Origin of the sequence: Rhizobium sp. N324 (assembly GCF_001664485.1) — a bacterium.
Lineage (GTDB): Bacteria > Pseudomonadota > Alphaproteobacteria > Rhizobiales > Rhizobiaceae > Rhizobium.
In genome coordinates this window covers 1,491,134-1,508,227 of sequence record NZ_CP013630.1, presented here as the reverse complement: position 1 = coordinate 1,508,227, position 17,094 = coordinate 1,491,134, and the positions used below count along the sequence as shown (strand labels likewise).

Annotated in this window: 17 protein-coding genes and 1 tRNA gene; 4 read left to right on the top strand and 14 right to left on the bottom strand. The window is 59.6% G+C overall.

Annotated features, from left to right (window positions below; all coding sequences use genetic code 11):
- The first annotated feature begins 109 nt into the window (after positions 1–109).
- Positions 110–870 (top strand): IS5 family transposase gene (locus AMK05_RS33135; RefSeq protein ID WP_088930309.1). Its coding sequence is split into 2 segments (ribosomal slippage): positions 110–437 and positions 437–870, totalling 762 coding nucleotides; the frame shifts between segments, so codons are not numbered across the junction.
- Between the two features lie 65 nt (positions 871–935).
- Here the strand turns inward: AMK05_RS33135 and AMK05_RS07205 are convergent.
- The 10 genes from AMK05_RS07205 to rpoZ all read right to left on the bottom strand — a co-directional run bounded on the left by AMK05_RS07205 (position 936) and on the right by rpoZ (position 9,327).
- Positions 936–1,421, bottom strand: coding sequence for a response regulator (locus tag AMK05_RS07205; protein WP_064837884.1), 486 nt, complete (start codon positions 1,419–1,421; stop codon positions 936–938).
- Positions 1,422–1,520: 99 nt separating this feature from the next.
- The gene (locus AMK05_RS07200) at positions 1,521–2,273 is read right to left on the bottom strand and encodes a Crp/Fnr family transcriptional regulator (protein WP_064837882.1); all 753 of its coding nucleotides are present in this window, start codon (positions 2,271–2,273) and stop codon (positions 1,521–1,523) included.
- A 152-nt stretch (positions 2,274–2,425) separates the two neighbouring features.
- Positions 2,426–3,367: a GTPase Era gene (era, locus tag AMK05_RS07195; protein WP_049733880.1), complete on the bottom strand. Its 942-nt coding sequence runs from the start codon at positions 3,365–3,367 to the stop codon at positions 2,426–2,428.
- A 7-nt stretch (positions 3,368–3,374) separates the two neighbouring features.
- Entirely contained in the window at positions 3,375–4,094 is a 720-nt protein-coding gene (rnc, locus tag AMK05_RS07190; protein WP_064837880.1) for a ribonuclease III, read from the bottom strand.
- Positions 4,091–4,834 carry a signal peptidase I gene (gene lepB / locus AMK05_RS07185; RefSeq protein WP_049733878.1) on the bottom strand — a complete coding sequence of 248 codons (744 nt, stop codon included), beginning with the start codon at positions 4,832–4,834 and terminating at the stop codon, positions 4,091–4,093. The genes rnc and lepB overlap by 4 nt, the downstream gene beginning before the upstream one ends.
- 134 nt (positions 4,835–4,968) lie before the next feature.
- The gene (acpS, locus tag AMK05_RS07180) at positions 4,969–5,373 is read right to left on the bottom strand and encodes a holo-ACP synthase (protein ID WP_064837877.1); all 405 of its coding nucleotides are present in this window, start codon (positions 5,371–5,373) and stop codon (positions 4,969–4,971) included.
- A 38-nt stretch (positions 5,374–5,411) separates the two neighbouring features.
- Complete coding sequence (locus AMK05_RS07175; protein WP_064837875.1) at positions 5,412–6,002, bottom strand: DUF2062 domain-containing protein; 591 nt, start codon at positions 6,000–6,002, stop codon at positions 5,412–5,414.
- 156 nt (positions 6,003–6,158) lie between these two features.
- A complete protein-coding gene (locus tag AMK05_RS07170; RefSeq protein WP_064837873.1) occupies positions 6,159–6,308 on the bottom strand; it encodes a DUF3563 family protein in 150 nt (49 codons plus the stop codon).
- Between the two features lie 193 nt (positions 6,309–6,501).
- A complete protein-coding gene (locus AMK05_RS07165) occupies positions 6,502–8,736 on the bottom strand; it encodes a RelA/SpoT family protein (RefSeq protein ID WP_064837871.1) in 2,235 nt (744 codons plus the stop codon).
- Positions 8,737–8,922: 186 nt separating this feature from the next.
- Positions 8,923–9,327, bottom strand: a complete 405-nt coding sequence (gene rpoZ / locus AMK05_RS07160; RefSeq protein ID WP_003574261.1) for a DNA-directed RNA polymerase subunit omega — start codon at positions 9,325–9,327, stop codon at positions 8,923–8,925.
- Positions 9,328–9,623: 296 nt separating this feature from the next.
- Here rpoZ and AMK05_RS07155 point away from each other — a divergent pair, with 296 nt between their 5' ends.
- Positions 9,624–10,208, top strand: a complete 585-nt coding sequence (locus tag AMK05_RS07155; RefSeq protein ID WP_049733874.1) for a LabA-like NYN domain-containing protein — start codon at positions 9,624–9,626, stop codon at positions 10,206–10,208.
- 34 nt (positions 10,209–10,242) lie between these two features.
- Here the strand turns inward: AMK05_RS07155 and smpB are convergent, their stop codons facing one another.
- Both smpB and dapA read right to left on the bottom strand, forming a co-directional pair.
- Entirely contained in the window at positions 10,243–10,722 is a 480-nt protein-coding gene (smpB, locus tag AMK05_RS07150) for an SsrA-binding protein SmpB (protein WP_012557117.1), read from the bottom strand.
- A gap of 96 nt (positions 10,723–10,818) precedes the next feature.
- The gene (gene dapA / locus AMK05_RS07145) at positions 10,819–11,703 is read right to left on the bottom strand and encodes a 4-hydroxy-tetrahydrodipicolinate synthase (protein ID WP_064837868.1); all 885 of its coding nucleotides are present in this window, start codon (positions 11,701–11,703) and stop codon (positions 10,819–10,821) included.
- A gap of 212 nt (positions 11,704–11,915) precedes the next feature.
- Between dapA and AMK05_RS07140 the strand changes: the two genes are divergently transcribed.
- Positions 11,916–13,991: a lytic transglycosylase domain-containing protein gene (locus AMK05_RS07140; RefSeq protein WP_064837866.1), complete on the top strand. Its 2,076-nt coding sequence runs from the start codon at positions 11,916–11,918 to the stop codon at positions 13,989–13,991.
- A gap of 64 nt (positions 13,992–14,055) precedes the next feature.
- Positions 14,056–14,952 carry an alpha/beta fold hydrolase gene (locus AMK05_RS07135; RefSeq protein WP_064837864.1) on the top strand — a complete coding sequence of 299 codons (897 nt, stop codon included), beginning with the start codon at positions 14,056–14,058 and terminating at the stop codon, positions 14,950–14,952.
- A 201-nt stretch (positions 14,953–15,153) separates the two neighbouring features.
- Here the strand turns inward: AMK05_RS07135 and AMK05_RS07130 are convergent, their stop codons facing one another.
- Positions 15,154–16,176, bottom strand: a complete 1,023-nt coding sequence (locus AMK05_RS07130; protein ID WP_064837861.1) for a porin — start codon at positions 16,174–16,176, stop codon at positions 15,154–15,156.
- A gap of 585 nt (positions 16,177–16,761) precedes the next feature.
- Positions 16,762–16,852 (bottom strand) — tRNA-Ser (locus tag AMK05_RS07125).
- Between the last annotated feature and the right edge of the window lie 242 nt (positions 16,853–17,094).

Sequence of the window (17,094 nt, the reverse complement as noted above, 5' to 3'; positions counted from 1 at the left end):
GAGCCAACAGAATGCTTCAATCTAACCAGGAAAGGTTCTAGGAGTCGTGGACTCTTGGGATTCCCAAAGGTGAGCAAATCAGATTCAAGACTGTCTTTTGGAGGCAGTCATGGGTGTTTTAGATCGTCTCATTCTTCGAGATGACCAGTGGGAGCGGATGTCTCGCCATATCATTGGCGACGATCGCACGCGTGGTTCGTCTGGACGTGACAATCGCATGTTTGTGGAAGCGGTCTTGTGGATCGTGCGGACGGGTTCGCCCTGGCGCGATCTGCCGGAGGTGTTCGGTGATTGGAACAGCGTGTTTCGCCGCTTCAGCCGCTGGAGCCAAAAGGGTGTCTGGTGGCGTGTCTTTGAGGCGATGTCGGAGGATACCGACTTCGAATATCTGATCGTCGACAGCACTATTATTCGCGCCCACCAGCACGCCTCCGGCGCAAAAAAGGGGCTGAAGATCAGGCCCTTGGCCGTTCCCGCGGAGGCTTGAGCACCAAAATCCATATGGCCGTGCGTGGCCTTGGATGTCCCGTTCGTTTCATTCTGACCGCCGGTCAGAAAGGGGATGCCCCGCAAGCCGATCTCCTGATCGAAGACCTGCCAGCCGAGGTCGTCATGGCCGATACGGCCTACGACAGCGACCGGCTACGCAAACTCATTGCCGACAAGGGCGCGCAAGCGGTCATCCCGAACAATCCCTCGCGTGCCAAGAAGTATCCGCTCGACAAGCAACTCTATGCTCAGCGTTATCTCGTCGAATGCTGCTTCTCGAAGCTCAAGCAGTTTCGACGCATCGCCACACGATATGAGAAAACCGTTCGAAATTACAAAGCCATGATCGCTCTGGCCGCAACAATCCTATGGCTCAGATAAGTGTCCACAGCTCCTAGAGCATGATGCCGAAAATGGGAAAGGCCTGACTGCCGTCACGGACCGCGTCAGGCGACAGCCGGGAAAAGCCTCAGCAGGAATTCACGCATCGCCGTCTCGTCGAAAGGCTTCACCAGAAGCGGAATGTGCTGCAAGTCCGGCGGAAAATCGCCGGTATCGGAATAGCCGCTGACGAAGCCGAAAGGAATGCCGAGATCGAGAAGATGACGGGCAAATCCGAAGCTCGTGCCCTCACCGAGATTGACGTCGAGAAGAGCGAAATCATATGTCTCCGCAACGATGGCAGCCCTCGCCTGCTCCACGCTGCCGACGATATCGATATTCTCGACGCTGGCCAGGCGCAGCATATCCTCCGCCTCCATCGCGATGATCAGACTGTCTTCAAGAACCAGAACACGGATTGCGCTCATGATTCCATGCCCTCCGTCGGGCGCCTGTCGCAGCGCCCAGGCCGTTTCGCCAACATCATTGCCCTCCGGTGCCCCGCATGGCACGCTATCGGTGAATTCTGCCACCAATTCCGAATGAACCATTTTTCTGTCCGGTCGATAAGAATCACATTGGACGAAAGACGATGGCCGAGCTTATTTTCCCTGATGCTAATGCGCATTTAAAAAAGACATAAGGCGGGACTAGATGAAGGGACGTCTGCCCTCTCCCAGCCCTTCCCAGCCGGCAATCGCCATCAATTCCTCGCCGTTCAGAACCTCGCAGCCGCGCTCCTGCCAGCGGATCAACCCGCGTTCACCGAGCTTTTTCAAGGTCTTGTTGGTGTGGACGATGGAAAGGCCGAGCGTATCGGCAATGTGCTGCTGGGTGATGGGGATGAATTTGCGGCCATTGAAGAGGTTAAGCTTCCGGCCGCGCTCGAAGAGGAAAGCCAGCAGGTAGGCTGCTCTCTCCAGCGCCGTGCGGCGGCCGATGCTCAAGAGATGCTCATCCAGAATGCGCTCCTCGCGCGCGGCGATCCAGGTGATATCGAAGGCGAGCGAGGGGTGCTTGTTATAAAGCGTCATCAGTCTGTCGCGCTCGAAGACGCAAAGGGAAACCGGTGACAGCGCTTCGACGGAATGCTGCATCTCGCCGGCGATCGTCCCCTGCAGGCCGACCAGATCGCCTGGCATGATATAATTCAGAATCTGGCGGCGCCCATCCTCCAGCATCTTGTAGCGAAAGCCCCAGCCGGAAAGCACCGTGAAGAGATGCGCGCTATGTGCGCCTTCGACGAGGATGGTGGAGCCGGCATCGACGGCGAGTTCACCCCTCTTGAAACGGGAAACGAACTCCAGCTCGTCGCGGCTGAATTCCCGGAAATGCGGCAACGGCCGCAAAGGACATTGCTCACAAGGGGTCTTGAAAGAGTGGACGCGTTTCGACGTTGCCATACCTGCCCTCGCGGTCATGCAAACCGGCGGCCCCTCATCGACGCACCGTCGAGCAAGAAATGCGCACAGGCATGGATTCGTTCCGCAACGAAGCTAGTTTTTTCCAAAGAAACAAAGGGCTGGCGTTTACCCGATGAAATCCTTGCCGTCCGTTATTTCGGGAAATCGAGACCCATTTCGCGGAACCGCTCGGGATCGTCACCCCAATTCTCGCGAACCTTGACGAACAGGAAGAGATGGACCGGCTGCTCGAGGATCTCCGACAATTCCTTGCGGGACGCCGTCGAGATCGCCTTGATGGTTTCACCGCCCTTGCCGAGCGCGATTTTCTTCTGGCTGTCGCGCTCGAGATAGATCACCTGCTCGATCCGCACCGAGCCGTCCTTGCGCTCTTCCCACTTTTCCGTTTCGACATGCGAGGCGTAGGGAAGCTCCTGGTGCAGCCGCAGGAACAGCTTCTCGCGGGTGATCTCGGCAGCGAGCTGGCGCATCGGCAGATCGGAGATCTGGTCTTCCGGATAGTACCACGGCCCCTCGGGAAGTGTGGCGGCCAGATAATCCATGACATCGTCGCAGCCTGAGCCGTTTTCGGCCGATATCATGAAGGTGCGTTCGAAGGCGATCTTCTCGTTGGCGGCCGCCGCGAGTGCCAGCAGATCCTCGCGGTTGACGCGGTCGATCTTGTTGAGCAGCAGGATCTTCGGTTGCCGAACCTCCTTGAGGCCTTCGAGGATGGCTTCGGCATCGCCGCGCAGGCCGCGCTCGCTGTCGATCAGCAGCACGATCAGATCGGCATCCTTGGCGCCGCCCCAGGCCGAGGTCACCATGGCACGGTCGAGCCGGCGACGCGGCTTGAAGATACCGGGTGTATCCATGAAGACGATCTGGGCGTTGTCGTGGATCGCGATACCGCGGACGATGGCGCGCGTCGTCTGCACCTTATGGCTGACGATCGAGACCTTGGCGCCGACAAGGCGGTTCACCAGCGTCGATTTACCGGCGTTGGTCGGGCCGATCAGCGCGACGAAGCCCGAATGCGTCGGACCATGGGTTTCGGCAGCAGCTTCGGCCGCGATATCTTCTTCTTGTGTCATTGTCCCATCAGTTTCCGGCAGGCGATTGCTGCCAAATGCCTTCGCGCTCAAGCATCTTTGTCGCCGCAACCTGTTCGGCGGCACGCTTCGACCGCTCTACGCCGGTTTCCGGCTTAATGCCAGCAACTTCCACCGTCACCTTGAAGCGCGGATCATGATCCGGTCCGCTGCGTTCATCAACCCGGTAGTTGGGCGTGACGCCGAATTTCGCGTGCGACCATTCCTGCAGCTCGGTCTTGGCGTCGCGCTTGGCGCCATCGGCCCGGACTGCCCTGCCCTGCCAGTAGCGCAGGATGAAGCGGCGGGCCACTTCGAGGCCGCCGTCGAGATAGATCGCGGCGATCAGGCTTTCGACGACGTCGGCGCGCACGTTCATCATGCGCTTCCCGGTCAACTTCTTCACGTCGGCGCCGGTGCGGATATAGAGGTGAAGATTGAGTTCGTCGGCGACCGCAGCGCAGGTTTCGGCGCTGACCAGCTGGTTGAGGCGTACCGAGAGCTCGCCCTCCCCCGCCGTGCCAAAGGTGCGGAACAGAAGCTCGGCGATGCAGAGCCCGAGGACCCTATCGCCGAGGAATTCCAGCCGTTCGTAATTGCCGCCCTTCTCGGTGCGGGCGCTGGCATGGGTCAGCGCCCGATCCAGGCGTTCTTTTTCGGCGAAGTCATGGCCGATCAGGCCTTCAAGCTTTGCGCGGTCGGCCGCAGAAAGCGTCGGCGCCTTGCTCATTCAACAACCTTGAAGAGGCGATCCCAGCGCATGTTCGTCGGCCACTTCCAGATTTCACGGAAGGAGGTGTCGTTGCCGAGCGAGAAGAAGATGACGCTGGCGCGGCCGACAAGATTTTCGGCCGGCACGAAGCCGACGTCGAAGCGGCTGTCGGCCGAATTGTCGCGGTTGTCGCCTACCATGAAATAGTGGTCTTCCGGCACGATGAACTCGCGGGTGTTATCGCCGCGCGATGCCGGAGACGAATCGAGCGTGTCGTAGGTCTTGCCGTTATCGAGCGTCTCGCGGAACACCGGCACATCCGCGCCCGGATCGAGCTTGTAATCCGAGGTGAAGGCGCCGTCCGGCACCTTCGGTACCGGCTTGCCGTTGACGTAGAGAACGCCCTCCTTCATCTGAATGCGGTCGCCCGGCAAGCCGATGCAGCGCTTGATGTAATCGATGTCGGGGTTCGGCGGGAAGCGGAAAACGACGATATCGCCGCGCTTCGGAGCGGAGCCGAAAATGCGGCCGCTAAAAATATCAGGCGAGAGGGGCAGCGAATATTTCGAATAGCCATAGGCGAACTTATTGACGAAGATGTAGTCGCCGACGAGCAGCGTCGGCATCATCGAACCGGACGGAATGGTAAAGGGCTGAAACAGCACCGTTCGGATCACCATCGCCAAAATCAGCGCCTGGATGATGACTTTGATATTTTCCCAGAGGGCGTTCGGCTTGGCTTCGACTTTTTCGGACACGCAGTCTTATTCCTTCAAGACGCCGCGACGGCGCAATTCTTCTGTCGTATTCTCTAGCGGCTTCGGCCGGTTGCGGCAATGGCGACAACGTCAAAAGCGACGAGAGGTCGCGATCAACGCTCCCGTGCTCGCGATCAAAGGTGCTCGGGCAACGCCTCGATAATCACGAAGGCCTGCGCCAAGGGATAATCATCCGTTATTGTCAAATGAATGGCGGGCCTGTGACCGGCGGGCAGCATCGATTCGAGGATCACGGCGGCAGCGCCCGACAAAACCATGGTCGGCTTGCCGCTCGGCAGGTTGACGACGCCCATGTCCTTCCAGAAGACGCCCTGGGCTATGCCGGTCCCGAGCGCCTTGGAACAGGCCTCCTTGGCGGCAAAACGCTTGGCATAGGAGGCGCCGCGATTTGCCCGGCGGTCTGAACGCGCACGCTCGATCTCGGTGAAGCAGCGATGGGTGAAGCGCTCGCCGAAGCGCTCGATGGATTTCTCGACGCGGCGAATGTCGATCAGATCGCTGCCAATGCCGATGATCATGCCGGAACCTTCCGTGGCTTAAGCATTCTTGACCAGGTTCATACGCTCGGCATGTCGCCGGCCGGACCGGCCAGGCGCAGACGTGCCCGCTCCAGCAGCCGTGTGTGGCGGCGCGTCTGAAAACCCTTCACGGTGTAGAATGTCAGAGCGTAAAGCGCAACGGAGGTGACGACCGCCGGCGGAATGGCGCCGACGAGCATCGGCTCCAGCACCGGCCTCCACAATTCCGTGAAGTTGAGCTTGTGAAAGAGGGCGGCGAGATCAACCGTCTGACCGGCCAGTTGATCCTCACGGCTCAACAGCAGATGCCCGATCTCCCAGGTGATGCCCCAGATAAAGGGATAGGTCAGCGGATTGCCGAAGGCTGCGCAACCGAGGGCGGCAGCCACCATACTGCCGGAAAGGAAATAGGTGATGACGAAGGCCATGACGAAATGCACGCCGATGAACGGCGTCCACGACACGAAGACACCCGCGGCGACGCCGGCCGCAACCGCGTGCGGCGAGGCGCTCAGGCGCAGGATGCGCATTGTCAGATAACGGATCGGGCGAAGGAAACCTTTGCGGGGCCATAGAAGCTCTCGCATCTTTTCCTTGAATCCCGCGGGCTTGCGACGGCGAAACAACATGGCCGGTATTTAGTGCAGCGCACATGACCATGACAAGAGCGGCAAATGATACCGCCGAAAAAACCGCTCATCCCCTCAGCAGAGAGGAGCTTCTTCATGCCGAGGGGCGTTCGTCATGCATAACGTCCCTCACTCGTCTCAAGTATAAATTCAGTATCAGCGCGTGCGGAACAGACCGCGGTCGACCTGGCGCTGACGAAACTCGAGATCGATACGATCGAACGAGCCGTTGAGATATGCCATTTCACGTTCCTGCGCGGTCGGAGCGCGGAGGGCGCGAGCGATTTTCCTGATTGGGTCAAACATTGTCTTGTCTCATCTTCTGTTTGTGTTTCGATGACCAGAAGATAGGCCCGGGGCGGGTTAATTACTACAGCCGCAACATGGAGACAGCCATGCGCTCAACGCATGGCATGCCTTTTTGGCGAACTATTTTGATCATAAAGCGATCATAAAATGTGCAATCTTGCACTCAAACGTCTGAGGGCTTAACAAAAGCTTACTCGTAGAGCCGCCGGACCGTGGCGATGCAATCCAGTTCCTTCATCTGGGCGAGCAGCTGGTTGAGCTGGCGCAAGTCCCAGACCTCCACCTCGAGCATCATTTCGGTGAAATCCGCCGCGACCCGCACCGTGTTCAGCAAACGGATATTGACATCGAGGCCTGCGACCGTCTGGGCGACCTTGGCAAGCGTGCCGGGTTCATTCAACCCGTTCACCATGATGCGCGCCATGAAGCGCGACTTGTTGGCTTCGTCGAGATCCCAGCGGACGTCGATCCAACGGTCGGGCTGATCGTCGAAGCGCTGCAGGCTCGGCGACTGGATCGGATAGATGGTGATGCCCTTGCCCTGGTCCATGATGCCGACGATGCGATCGCCCGGCACGGCGCCGGTAGAGGCGAACTTGACGTCGACATTGCCGGAGAGGCCGCGGATCGGCCCGATATCGGCGTCGGTGTCGATTTCCGAAGGACCGCCATCGACCCCGGCCTTGGTCTTGCCGGGGATCTTGAAGATCATGCCGGCGGCACTGCGGACGTTGAACCAGCCGTCGTCGCCGGAGGGCCTCACGGTGACGCGCTCATCCTGATGATCGGGATAGACGGCGCGCAGGACGTCGAGCGAGGACATCTCGCCGCGGCCGACGGCGGCGATCGCATCCTCGACCTCCTTCTGGCCGAGGCGGTGCAGCGCCGGCTTCATCGCTTCGCGGGAGAAAATCTTGCCGGCCCTGTCGAAGGTGCGCTCAAGGATGCGATGGCCGAGGCCTGCATATTGCTTGCGGATCGCCATGCGGGTGGCGCGGCGGATGGCGGCGCGCGCCTTGCCGGTGACGACGATCTCCTCCCAGGCGGCGGGCGGAACCTGCACGCCGGACCGGATGATCTCGACCTCGTCGCCATTGGCAAGCCGTGTCACCAGCGGCATGATGCGGCCGTTGATCTTGGCGCCCACCGTGGTATCGCCGATATTGGTGTGCACCGCATAGGCGAAATCGATCGGGGTGGCGCCGCGCGGCAGAGCAATCAGCTTGCCCTTCGGCGTGAAACAGAAGACCTGGTCCTGGAACAGCTCGAGCTTGGTGTGCTCGAGGAACTCTTCCGGGCTGTCGCCTTCGGCCAGCGCCTCAATCGTATGGCGCAGCCAGGAATAGGCATTGGATTCGCGCGAGAGGATGTCGCCGTCGGCGTTGGTGGCGCCGTCCTTGTAAAGGGTATGAGCGGCAATGCCGAATTCGGCGATTTCGTGCATGCGCTTGGTGCGGATCTGCAGTTCGATGCGCTGGCTTGACGGACCGACGATGGTGGTGTGCAGCGAGCGGTAATCGTTCTGCTTCGGCGTCGAGATGTAATCCTTGAAGCGGCCGGGCACGACGCGCCAGCGGGTGTGGACGATGCCGAGCGCCCGATAACAGGACGGGATGTCCTCGACGATCAACCGGAAGCCGTAGACATCGGAAAGCTGCTCGAAGGACAGCGACTTCGACTGCATCTTGCGGAAGACCGAATAGGGTTTCTTCTGCCGGCCCTTGACATAGGCGCTGGTCAGGCCGCTTGCGACCAGCAGGTCGCGCAGCTCGGCCTCGATCTTCTTGACGATGCCCTCATTGCGCTTGGAAAGCTCTTCCAGCCTTTTGGTGACGGTGTCGTAGGCTTCCGGGTTCATATGCATGAAGGAGAGCTCTTCGAGCTCCTCGCGCATATCCTGCATGCCCATGCGGCCGGCGAGCGGCGCATAGATTTCCATCGTCTCCTCGGAGATGCGGGCCCGCTTGTCGGCCGACATATGATCGAGGGTGCGCATATTGTGCAGGCGGTCGGCAAGCTTGACGAGCAGCACGCGCACATCGTCGGAGATGGCCAGCAGCAGCTTGCGCAGGTTTTCCGCCTGCTTGGCCTTCTTGGTGACGAGATCGAGTTTCTTGATCTTGGTCAGACCCTCGACCAGACGGCCGATATCCTCGCCGAAAAGTTCGTCGATCTCGGCGCGCGTCGCCGTCGTATCCTCGATCGTATCGTGCAGAAGAGCCACCGCGATCGTCGATTCATCGAGGTGCATGTCAGTGAGGATGGCGGCGACTTCCAGCGGATGCGAAATATAGGGATCGCCGCTCGCGCGCTTTTGCTGGCCATGCTTCTGCATGGCGTAGACATAGGCTTTGTTCAGCAGTGCTTCATTGGCATCGGGCTTGTATTGCTGAACCCGCTCCACGAGCTCGTACTGCCGCATCATTCCAAAGCCACTCCGGTAAAAATAAAAGCGCGCCAATCAACGATTGGCGCACACATGGGCAATAATATGCCTAAGCAATAAAGGCGCAAGATTGACGATTGGTAATCATCGCTCTTTCGCATCGCATGAAACTTTTCCTGTTCGCATGCGACCGGGATCACACACGACCAGGATCGGCCTGCGCGCTTAGTAGTCGTCGCTCTTTTCCGGCGGCACCAGGCCTTCGATACCGGCAAGCAGCTCTTCTTCCGACATCTGGTCGAAAGTGATCGTCTCAGGCAGATCATCCTGCTCTTCGCTGTCGGCTGCGGCGACACCGCCGGCGGCAATCATGCTGGCCGGATCGGGCTCGGGCTCGTCGACTTCGACATGCTTCTGCAGCGAATGGATCAGATCTTCCTTGAGGTCGTCGGGCGAAAGCGTCTCGTCGGCGATTTCGCGCAGGGCGACGACCGGGTTCTTGTCGTTGTCGCGATCGATGGTGATCGAGGCGCCCTGGGAAATCAGCCGGGCGCGATGGCTGGCGAGCAGAACCAGCTCAAAGCGGTTCTCCACCTTGTCGATGCAATCTTCAACTGTGACACGGGCCATTGCCTGTCCTTTACGGTCGTCATTTCGGGATTAGCACGCCCGATACAATTAAAACCGGGCAAATACAAGTTTTTCGTTCCGGCTCCCCTCGTCTTTATAAAGGGCCGAACTAAATTTCCATGGAGAATGTCACAATTCCACCTATGGTTGCTTGGAATATGCCGAATCGTGCCCTAAATCTTTCATATATGAATAATTGTTAAAGTATGGATCAGAGCAAAATCAACACACAAATTATTGATTTTATTGAATTTTGGTCCTGCGGATTTCGATTGCTCTCATTGGATTGGTAAGCGATGTTTGACCCACGCGAAAAAATTGCACTCTTCATTGACGGCGCCAACCTCTACGCTGCATCCAAGAGCCTCGGTTTCGACATAGATTACCGCAAGCTCTTGAAAGCATTCCAGAAACGCGGTTACCTCCTGCGCGCCTACTATTACACCGCGCTGATCGAGGATCAGGAATATTCCTCGATCCGGCCGCTGATCGACTGGCTCGACTATAACGGCTACAAGGTCGTCACCAAGCCCGCCAAGGAATTCACAGATTCCATGGGACGCCGAAAGATCAAGGGCAACATGGACATCGAGCTTGCGATCGACGCCATGGAACAATCCGAAACGGTCGATCATCTCGTCATCTTCTCGGGCGACGGCGACTTCACCAACCTGGTCGAGGCGCTACAGCGCAGAGGCCGCAAGGTCTCGGTAATCTCGACGATGGCGACGCAGCCGCCGATGATCGCCGACGACCTGCGACGCCAGGCCGACCACTTCATCGATCTCTTGTCTTTGAAAGCCGAAATCGGTCGCGATCCCGCAGAGCGGGCGCCGCGCCAAGTCGAAGTCGTCGCCCCGGCCAGCGATTTCCAAGAATGATCCGGAGACGGCAATCACCGCCCAAGCGGCGTGGTCAGCCGTTATCCTTCAGCAGGCGGCTCTTCTGCCGGTTCCAATCGCGCTCCTTCTCGGACTCGCGCTTGTCATGCAGTTTCTTGCCCTTGGCGAGCGCCAGCTCCATCTTCGCCCGACCGCGGTCGTTGAAATAGATCTTCAGCGGGATCAGCGTCATGCCCTCGCGGTTGACGGCAGAGCGCAGGCGATGGATTTCACGGCCCGACAAAAGCAGCTTGCGGCGCCGGCGCGGTTCGTGATTGAAGCGGTTCGCCTGCAGATATTCCGGCAGGTAGGAGTTGATCAGCCAGATCTCGCCGCCCTCATCCGACGCATAGGATTCGGCGATATTGGCCTTGCCCTCACGCAGCGATTTGACCTCCGTGCCCATCAGCACGAGACCGGCCTCGTAGGTATCGATGATTTCGTAGTTGAAGCGGGCCTTGCGGTTTTCGGCCACGACCTTGTTCACCACACGCTGGCTGCCTTTGGGGGCCATGACAATATTCCCTTCGAGGCGCGTGAAAAACCGCGCCCTCATTGCTTGCCCTCTATGTAAGGGAACGACCCGGCCTTGTGAAGACGTCCGGTCTCCTCAGTTCAGCAGCCCGGCATGGCGCAGCGCCGCGTCGATTGCCGCTTCCGTTGCCGGCTCCAGCGTCGACAGCAGCGGCGAGCGGACGTTGCGGCTCATGCGGCCAAGCCGGGAGAGACCGTATTTGGCGCCGCAAAGACCCGGCTCAAGGAAGATCGCCTTGTGCAGCGGCATAAGCCGGTCCTGATATTCCAGCGCGCTGGCATAGTCGCCTTTCAGCGTCGCTGCCTGGAAATCGGCGCAAAGGCGCGGGGCGACATTGGCCGTGACCGAAATACAGCCGACGCCGCCATGGGCGTTGAAGCCGAGCGCCGTCGCGTCCTCGCCGGACAATTGCCGGAAATCCTTGCCGCAGGTGATGCGCTGTTCGGAGACGCGCTCGATCTTGCCCGTCGCATCCTTGACGCCGACGATATTGCCATGCGCCTTGGCAAGCGCGCCCATCGTTTCCGGCGTCATGTCGACAACCGAGCGGCCGGGGATATTGTAGATATAGATCGGCAGATCGACGGCCTCGGCAATCGCCGAAAAATGTGCGATCAAACCCTTTTGCGTCGGCTTGTTGTAATAAGGCGTGACGACCAGAACAGCGTCGGCGCCGACCTTTTCGGCATGCTGGGCAAGCTCGATCGCCTCACCCGTATTGTTCGAACCGGCGCCGGCCATGACGGGAACACGTTTTGCAGCCACCTCGATGCACAATTCCACGACCCGCTTGTGCTCTGCATGCGACAGCGTCGGGGATTCGCCCGTCGTGCCGACAGGAACAAGGCCGCTGCTGCCTTCCTTGATCTGCCAATCGACATGGGCGGCGAAGCTGTCTTCGTCGATCAGTCCGGCATCCGTGAAAGGAGTGACGAGGGCGGGGATGGACCCATTGAACATGCAAAGCTCCTCACGACCAAATCCTTGCTTCGGCCGCATTCCATGAATATTTTGCGCACCATAGAGCGCCGAAATCATCGCGACAAGCGCGTAGAGTTCGGTTTAGGGCAAATTCCGATAGCAGATGTGAATGAATTTTACCTGGTACGGTAAGGTTTCGTTAAGATGCCTCTAGCCAAATGGCAGGGCGTGTTTTCGTTGCGAGATCCCGGATGAAGAAAGCTGTCCTGATTCTGTCCGCCTTCGGCCTCGTTGCCGCCGCGTGGAGCAGTGTAGCGTCGCCGCTTCCCGGTGAAAGCACGTCGGTGCCCGGCGTCAAGCCGCTCGGCTTCATTCCCGAGACCGCCATACCCGAATCGATCACAACAGGCGCCATTCCGCGCAATCCGGCAATCGCACCTGTCAACAGCGACCTGAAAGCCGGCCTCGATGCGCTTTCCGACAAGGACCCACGGCTGGCGCTGTCGATCCGCGACAATATGCCCGACGGTACGCTCGATCGCCATATCCTCACCTGGGCGATCGCCGTTTCCGGCTTGAAGGGCGTTCCTTCCTACGAAATCGCCAGCGCTGCGCAGGAGCTTAAGAGCTGGCCGGGCCTTTCGCGGCTGCGCGCCTATTCCGAACGCGCGCTCTATGACGAAAACCCCGCTCCCTCAGCCGTGCTTGCCGCCTTCGGCGATACCGCGCCTGAGACGATGCAGGGCGCCGTCATCCTCGGCCGGGCGTTGGTTGCAACCGGCAAGCAGGCGCAGGCGGCGAAATATATCCGCAAAGTCTGGCGCGGAGAGGCTCTCGACAAGGCGACCGAGGACAAGATCCTCATCGAATTCTCAGCGCTGTTGACGCCGGCCGACCACAAGGCGCGGATGGACTATCTAATGTATCGCGGCCGGGTGGCGCAGGCCAAGCGCTTCGGCGACATGGGCCAGGCGCAGTCGCTCTACAAGGCCTGGGCTGCCGTCGACGCCAAAGCCGGCAATGCCGGCGCCCTGCTCGACGCCGTCGATACCAGATGGCGCAGCGATGCCGGCCTGCTGTTTGCGCGGATCGAATATTTGCGCAAGCAGGACAAATATGCCGAGGCGGCAGCACTGCTGGAGCAGATGCCGCCCGAGCGCAGCGAGCTCGTCAATTCCGGCGAGTGGTGGAACGAGCAGCGCATCGTCAGCCGTGGTCTCGTCGACCAGGGCCAGTTCAAGCCTGCCTATCGCATCGTCGCCAACTACGCCGCAACGAGCCCGACCGATATCGTCGAGGCTGAATTCCATGCCGGATGGTATGCGCTGCGCGGCCTGCAGGACCCGACTGCGGCGGAAAAACACTTCCGCAAGATTCTGCAGACATCGAACGGACCGATCTCGGTGTCACGCGCCTGGTATTGGCTCGGACGAGCGGCTGAGGCCGGCGGTCCTGGCAAATCCAGCGAATTCTATGCGAAGGCTGCGACTTTTCCCGGCACCTTCTATGGCCAGCTCGCAGCGGAACGGCTGGGGCGAAAGACGCTGAACGTTACCTATCCCGCGCCGAGCGCGGCCGACCGGCAACGCTTCCAGGCCCGCGAAGCCGTGAAGGCAATCGCCCGGCTGGAGGCCGCCGGCCATGGATGGCGGGCCGATACTCTCTATCTCGCGCTCGCCGATCAGCTGCAGAGCCCCGGTGAACTGGCTGTGCTTGCGGCACAGGCCGAGCAATCCGGCGACCATCATCTGTCGCTGCAGATCGGCAAGATCGCCTATGGACGCGGCATCGATGTCGCAGCGCTCGCCTTTCCGGTCGGCGTCATCCCGGCGAATGCCAATATTTCTGGATCCGGCAAGGCCCTTGCCTATGCAATCGCCCGGCAGGAAAGCGCATTCAACCCGGCAGCCGTTTCAGCGGCGAACGCACGCGGCTTGCTGCAGCTTCTGCCGGGGACGGCCCAGGCGGTGGCCAAGCGCCACAACATCGCCTATTCGAAGGACAAGCTGACCGCCGATGCCGGCTATAATGCGACGCTTGGTGCGCATTATCTCGGCGAACAGATCGAGGCCTTCGGCGGCTCCTATATCCTCACCTTCATCGCCTATAATGCCGGGCCGAAGCGGGTGCCTGAATGGATCGGCCGCTACGGCGATCCGCGCGGCAGATCGATCGACGACATCGTCGACTGGATCGAACGCATCCCCTTCCCCGAAACGCGCAACTACGTGCAGCGAGTGATGGAGAACTACGAGGTTTACAAGGCCCGCCTCGGCCAGCCCACCGATATCGAGCGCGACCTGATCGGCGGACGCAGCGCCTCCTGAAGTCGTTTGGCGCGGTTTAAAAACCAGGCTACATCTTCGGGATCAACAACCCTCGAGGGATGCGATGGCGGAGACGGATACAAGCGGGTTCCAGGAGCGATTTTACACGTCTTCCGACGGGTTGAAGCTTTATGCCCGCGACTACCGGCCAGGCGAGACGGCGACCGCAGGACGGCTGCCGATCATCTGCCTGCCCGGCCTGACCCGCAATACGCGGGATTTCCATCAGCTTGCGCTGCTTCTCTCTCAGGACACAATGGTGCCGCACCGTGTCATCGCGCTCGATTCGCGCGGGCGGGGAGCCTCGGCATCGGATGAGAACAAGGCGAACTACAATCTCGCCATCGAGGCCGGCGACGTCGTCACGGCCTGCGCGGCGCTGGGCGTCGAGCGGGCGATCTTCATCGGCACGTCCCGGGGCGGGCTGATGTTGCATCTGATCGCGGCGACACGGCCGGATCTTCTTGAGGCCGTCATCCTCAACGATATCGGGCCTGTCATCGAGGCCAAGGGGCTGGCGCTGATCCGCGATTATCTCAACAGCGGTAGAAGGCCGGCGGACTGGAGCGAGGCGGTCGATATAGTGAAGGAAAATCACGGCGCGTCGTTTACCGCGCTTGGAGGGGAAGATTGGCGCGAGATGGCGCTGGCCCTTTATCGCGACGTCGGCGGAAGACCGGTCTCCGATTTCGATCCGGCGATCGCTGAGGCGGTGAAATCAGTCGATCTCAGCCAGCCGTTGCCCGATCTCTGGGCGCAGTTCGAAAACCTGTGTCGATTTCCGCTGATGCTGATCCGTGGCGAAAATACGTCTCTGCTCTCAAAGGAGACGGCCGATGAAATGGCCCGTCGGCATCCGAATCTGATCCTGCATACCGCCGAAGGACAGGGGCATGCCCCCCTTTTGCATCACGGCGATATCCCTGCAGCGATTCGAGCTTTTCTCACCTCCTGCCGATAGGAGCCACCGCTTTAAAATTGATACACGCGATGCGCTCGCGCGTTGCCGTAACACATGTCGTTGCCCCCGAACCGCGACGCACCTCCGGGCGACATGCATCGACCTCATGGAAGCCGGCCAGCTGGCAGACGCTGCGATCCCTCAATGCAAAAAGCCCGGCTCAAGAGCCGGGCTTTCCTGATTGACCGAAGTCAGATCAGATTAGAACGAACGCTGCAGACGGAAGTAGCCCGTCGTGGAGTCGTCGCCATCATCCGGATCGAGGTACTGAACCGAAGCCTTGGCGTAGAAGTTGTCGACGATCTGGTAATCAACCGTCAGACCGACCTTCCAGGCATCGCCGAGACCGTCGAAGTCATCCGGAACAGCCTTGCCACCGCCGAAGTAGTTGCCGTAGTACTGAACGGCCGGGGTGATCTTCAGCTTGTCGGTTGCCTTGATAGCGTATTCAGCAGCAACAGCCCACTCAGCCGAAGAGTAGTAGGAGTTCGGGCCGGTGGAGTATACGCCGGCGAGGCCGAGCGTGCCGGGACCGATGTCAACCGTACCCATTGCACGGATAGCACCGTCGTCATTATCGACGTCGTAGCCGGCAGTGACCTGGTAGCTGAATGCGCCGGCCTTGCCGCCGAGACCAACAGCGACGCCAACGTTGTTGGCTTCTTCGCCGGCCTTGTAAACGCCGTCTTCCAGTTCGTCGACGCTGATGCCAGCGTAGAAGTCGGAGGTTTCGTACTGATAACGGATGGAGTTATGCAGCGTTACGACAGAACCGATATCATCGGTTTCGCCGGAGAGGCCGTCGTCCCACCAGCTGTAGAACAGACCAGCGCGGAAGCCGGCGATGTCGAGGTAAGCGGAGTCGAGCTTGGAGGTCTGGTCGGTGGCATTGTCAGCATTGAACTGCATGACGATGACGCCGGTCAGCGGACCATACTCGGTGTCGCTCTTGGCCGTGAACTGAACCTGACCGCGGGTAACGGCATCCCAGTCCGAATCGCCGCCGACGTCTTCGCCGACGTTAACCTGGAAACGGATGTAGCCGTTGATCTTGAGGCAGGTTTCGGTGCCCGGGATGTAGAAGTAGCCGGTGCCGTATGCGTCGCAGACGCGAACGTATTCAACCGGTTCCGGCTCGGCAGCAACGATAGCGTCAGCAGCCTGAGCACCGGAAACTACTGCGAGAGCAGCAGCGGAGCCGAGAAGAAGGCTCTTGATGTTCATAAATGACCTCCAATTCAAAGTTTCGTTCGGGTTTGGGATCTTTCGCTGAGCAGCGTTCCCTGCCCCATTCCCGTGTTGCAAGAAGTGGACGATCAGTCGCCCTTGCTTCCGACGCTGAAAATACAAGACGGAAGCCGTCACGCAATCACCAACTTACTCGGATGGGGGGTTTCAGGGAGCCTTCCCGACTTCCTGTTGCTCAAAGGACACAAGTCGGGCAGCCGGCCCTGATTTCCTTTATGCTTTGTTAAGAAAACCTTGGTTTTGCGGCAGCTTAGGTCGGACCAACAGTGATCTGGACATGAGCTGCGCAACATATTTGGAACGCTTTTTTGACGAAATCCTGATGCCGGACGAGATATCGCCACTGCGGCAAGCGTAACCAGACATGCACGGATTCGGTTTCGTTGCGTGTCGGGGATGCGAGCGGGCGATGATTCCCCGCTGGCGATTCTCATGCTCGAGGCGGAGCGATTCTCTTATTGCGCGATCGCAAGGCATGACCGCCCAGCGATCACGAGACATAAGTCGCCCAAGCGGAAATGGTTTTCCGCGTGAATTGAATTGAACTGGGAAAAATCAAGATGGCGGAGAAGATGGGATTCGAACCCACGATACGCTTTTGACGTATACTCCCTTAGCAGGGGAGCGCCTTCGACCACTCGGCCACCTCTCCGGTGCGGCCTAACTATGGCGACCGGTCTGGGAATGCAAGGGTTTTTTGAGCTTTCACCAGAAGAAATGCAGTGGGCGGCATTTCGGCCGGTTGCGCAAACAGACCGCATTTCCTGGCGGGATCGGCGGATTTTGATCGCGCTTCGTTCTCTTCGACGGCGTAGTGGCGTTTTGCCGCCCGGCGTCCGAGAGGATTGCCGGGCGCAGAACAGCGTGTGGCCGGCGATTCTTGGCGACGGGTGG

What these genes read in the sequence shown, in the direction of transcription:
- era (WP_049733880.1), bottom strand. Translation starts at nt 3,367, where the DNA reads ATGACACAAGAAGAAGATATCGCGGCCGAAGCTGCTGCCGAAACCCAT.
- smpB (WP_012557117.1), bottom strand. Translation starts at nt 10,722, where the DNA reads ATGGCCCCCAAAGGCAGCCAGCGTGTGGTGAACAAGGTCGTGGCCGAA.
- AMK05_RS07175 (WP_064837875.1), bottom strand. Translation starts at nt 6,002, where the DNA reads ATGTTGTTTCGCCGTCGCAAGCCCGCGGGATTCAAGGAAAAGATGCGA.
- rnc (WP_064837880.1), bottom strand. Translation starts at nt 4,094, where the DNA reads ATGAGCAAGGCGCCGACGCTTTCTGCGGCCGACCGCGCAAAGCTTGAA.
- AMK05_RS07200 (WP_064837882.1), bottom strand. Translation starts at nt 2,273, where the DNA reads ATGGCAACGTCGAAACGCGTCCACTCTTTCAAGACCCCTTGTGAGCAA.
- acpS (WP_064837877.1), bottom strand. Translation starts at nt 5,373, where the DNA reads ATGATCATCGGCATTGGCAGCGATCTGATCGACATTCGCCGCGTCGAG.
- AMK05_RS07130 (WP_064837861.1), bottom strand. Translation starts at nt 16,176, where the DNA reads ATGAACATCAAGAGCCTTCTTCTCGGCTCCGCTGCTGCTCTCGCAGTA.
- AMK05_RS07155 (WP_049733874.1), top strand. Translation starts at nt 9,624, where the DNA reads ATGTTTGACCCACGCGAAAAAATTGCACTCTTCATTGACGGCGCCAAC.
- AMK05_RS07165 (WP_064837871.1), bottom strand. Translation starts at nt 8,736, where the DNA reads ATGATGCGGCAGTACGAGCTCGTGGAGCGGGTTCAGCAATACAAGCCC.
- rpoZ (WP_003574261.1), bottom strand. Translation starts at nt 9,327, where the DNA reads ATGGCCCGTGTCACAGTTGAAGATTGCATCGACAAGGTGGAGAACCGC.
- AMK05_RS07170 (WP_064837873.1), bottom strand. Translation starts at nt 6,308, where the DNA reads ATGTTTGACCCAATCAGGAAAATCGCTCGCGCCCTCCGCGCTCCGACC.
- AMK05_RS07205 (WP_064837884.1), bottom strand. Translation starts at nt 1,421, where the DNA reads ATGGTTCATTCGGAATTGGTGGCAGAATTCACCGATAGCGTGCCATGC.
- AMK05_RS07140 (WP_064837866.1), top strand. Translation starts at nt 11,916, where the DNA reads ATGAAGAAAGCTGTCCTGATTCTGTCCGCCTTCGGCCTCGTTGCCGCC.
- dapA (WP_064837868.1), bottom strand. Translation starts at nt 11,703, where the DNA reads ATGTTCAATGGGTCCATCCCCGCCCTCGTCACTCCTTTCACGGATGCC.
- AMK05_RS07135 (WP_064837864.1), top strand. Translation starts at nt 14,056, where the DNA reads ATGGCGGAGACGGATACAAGCGGGTTCCAGGAGCGATTTTACACGTCT.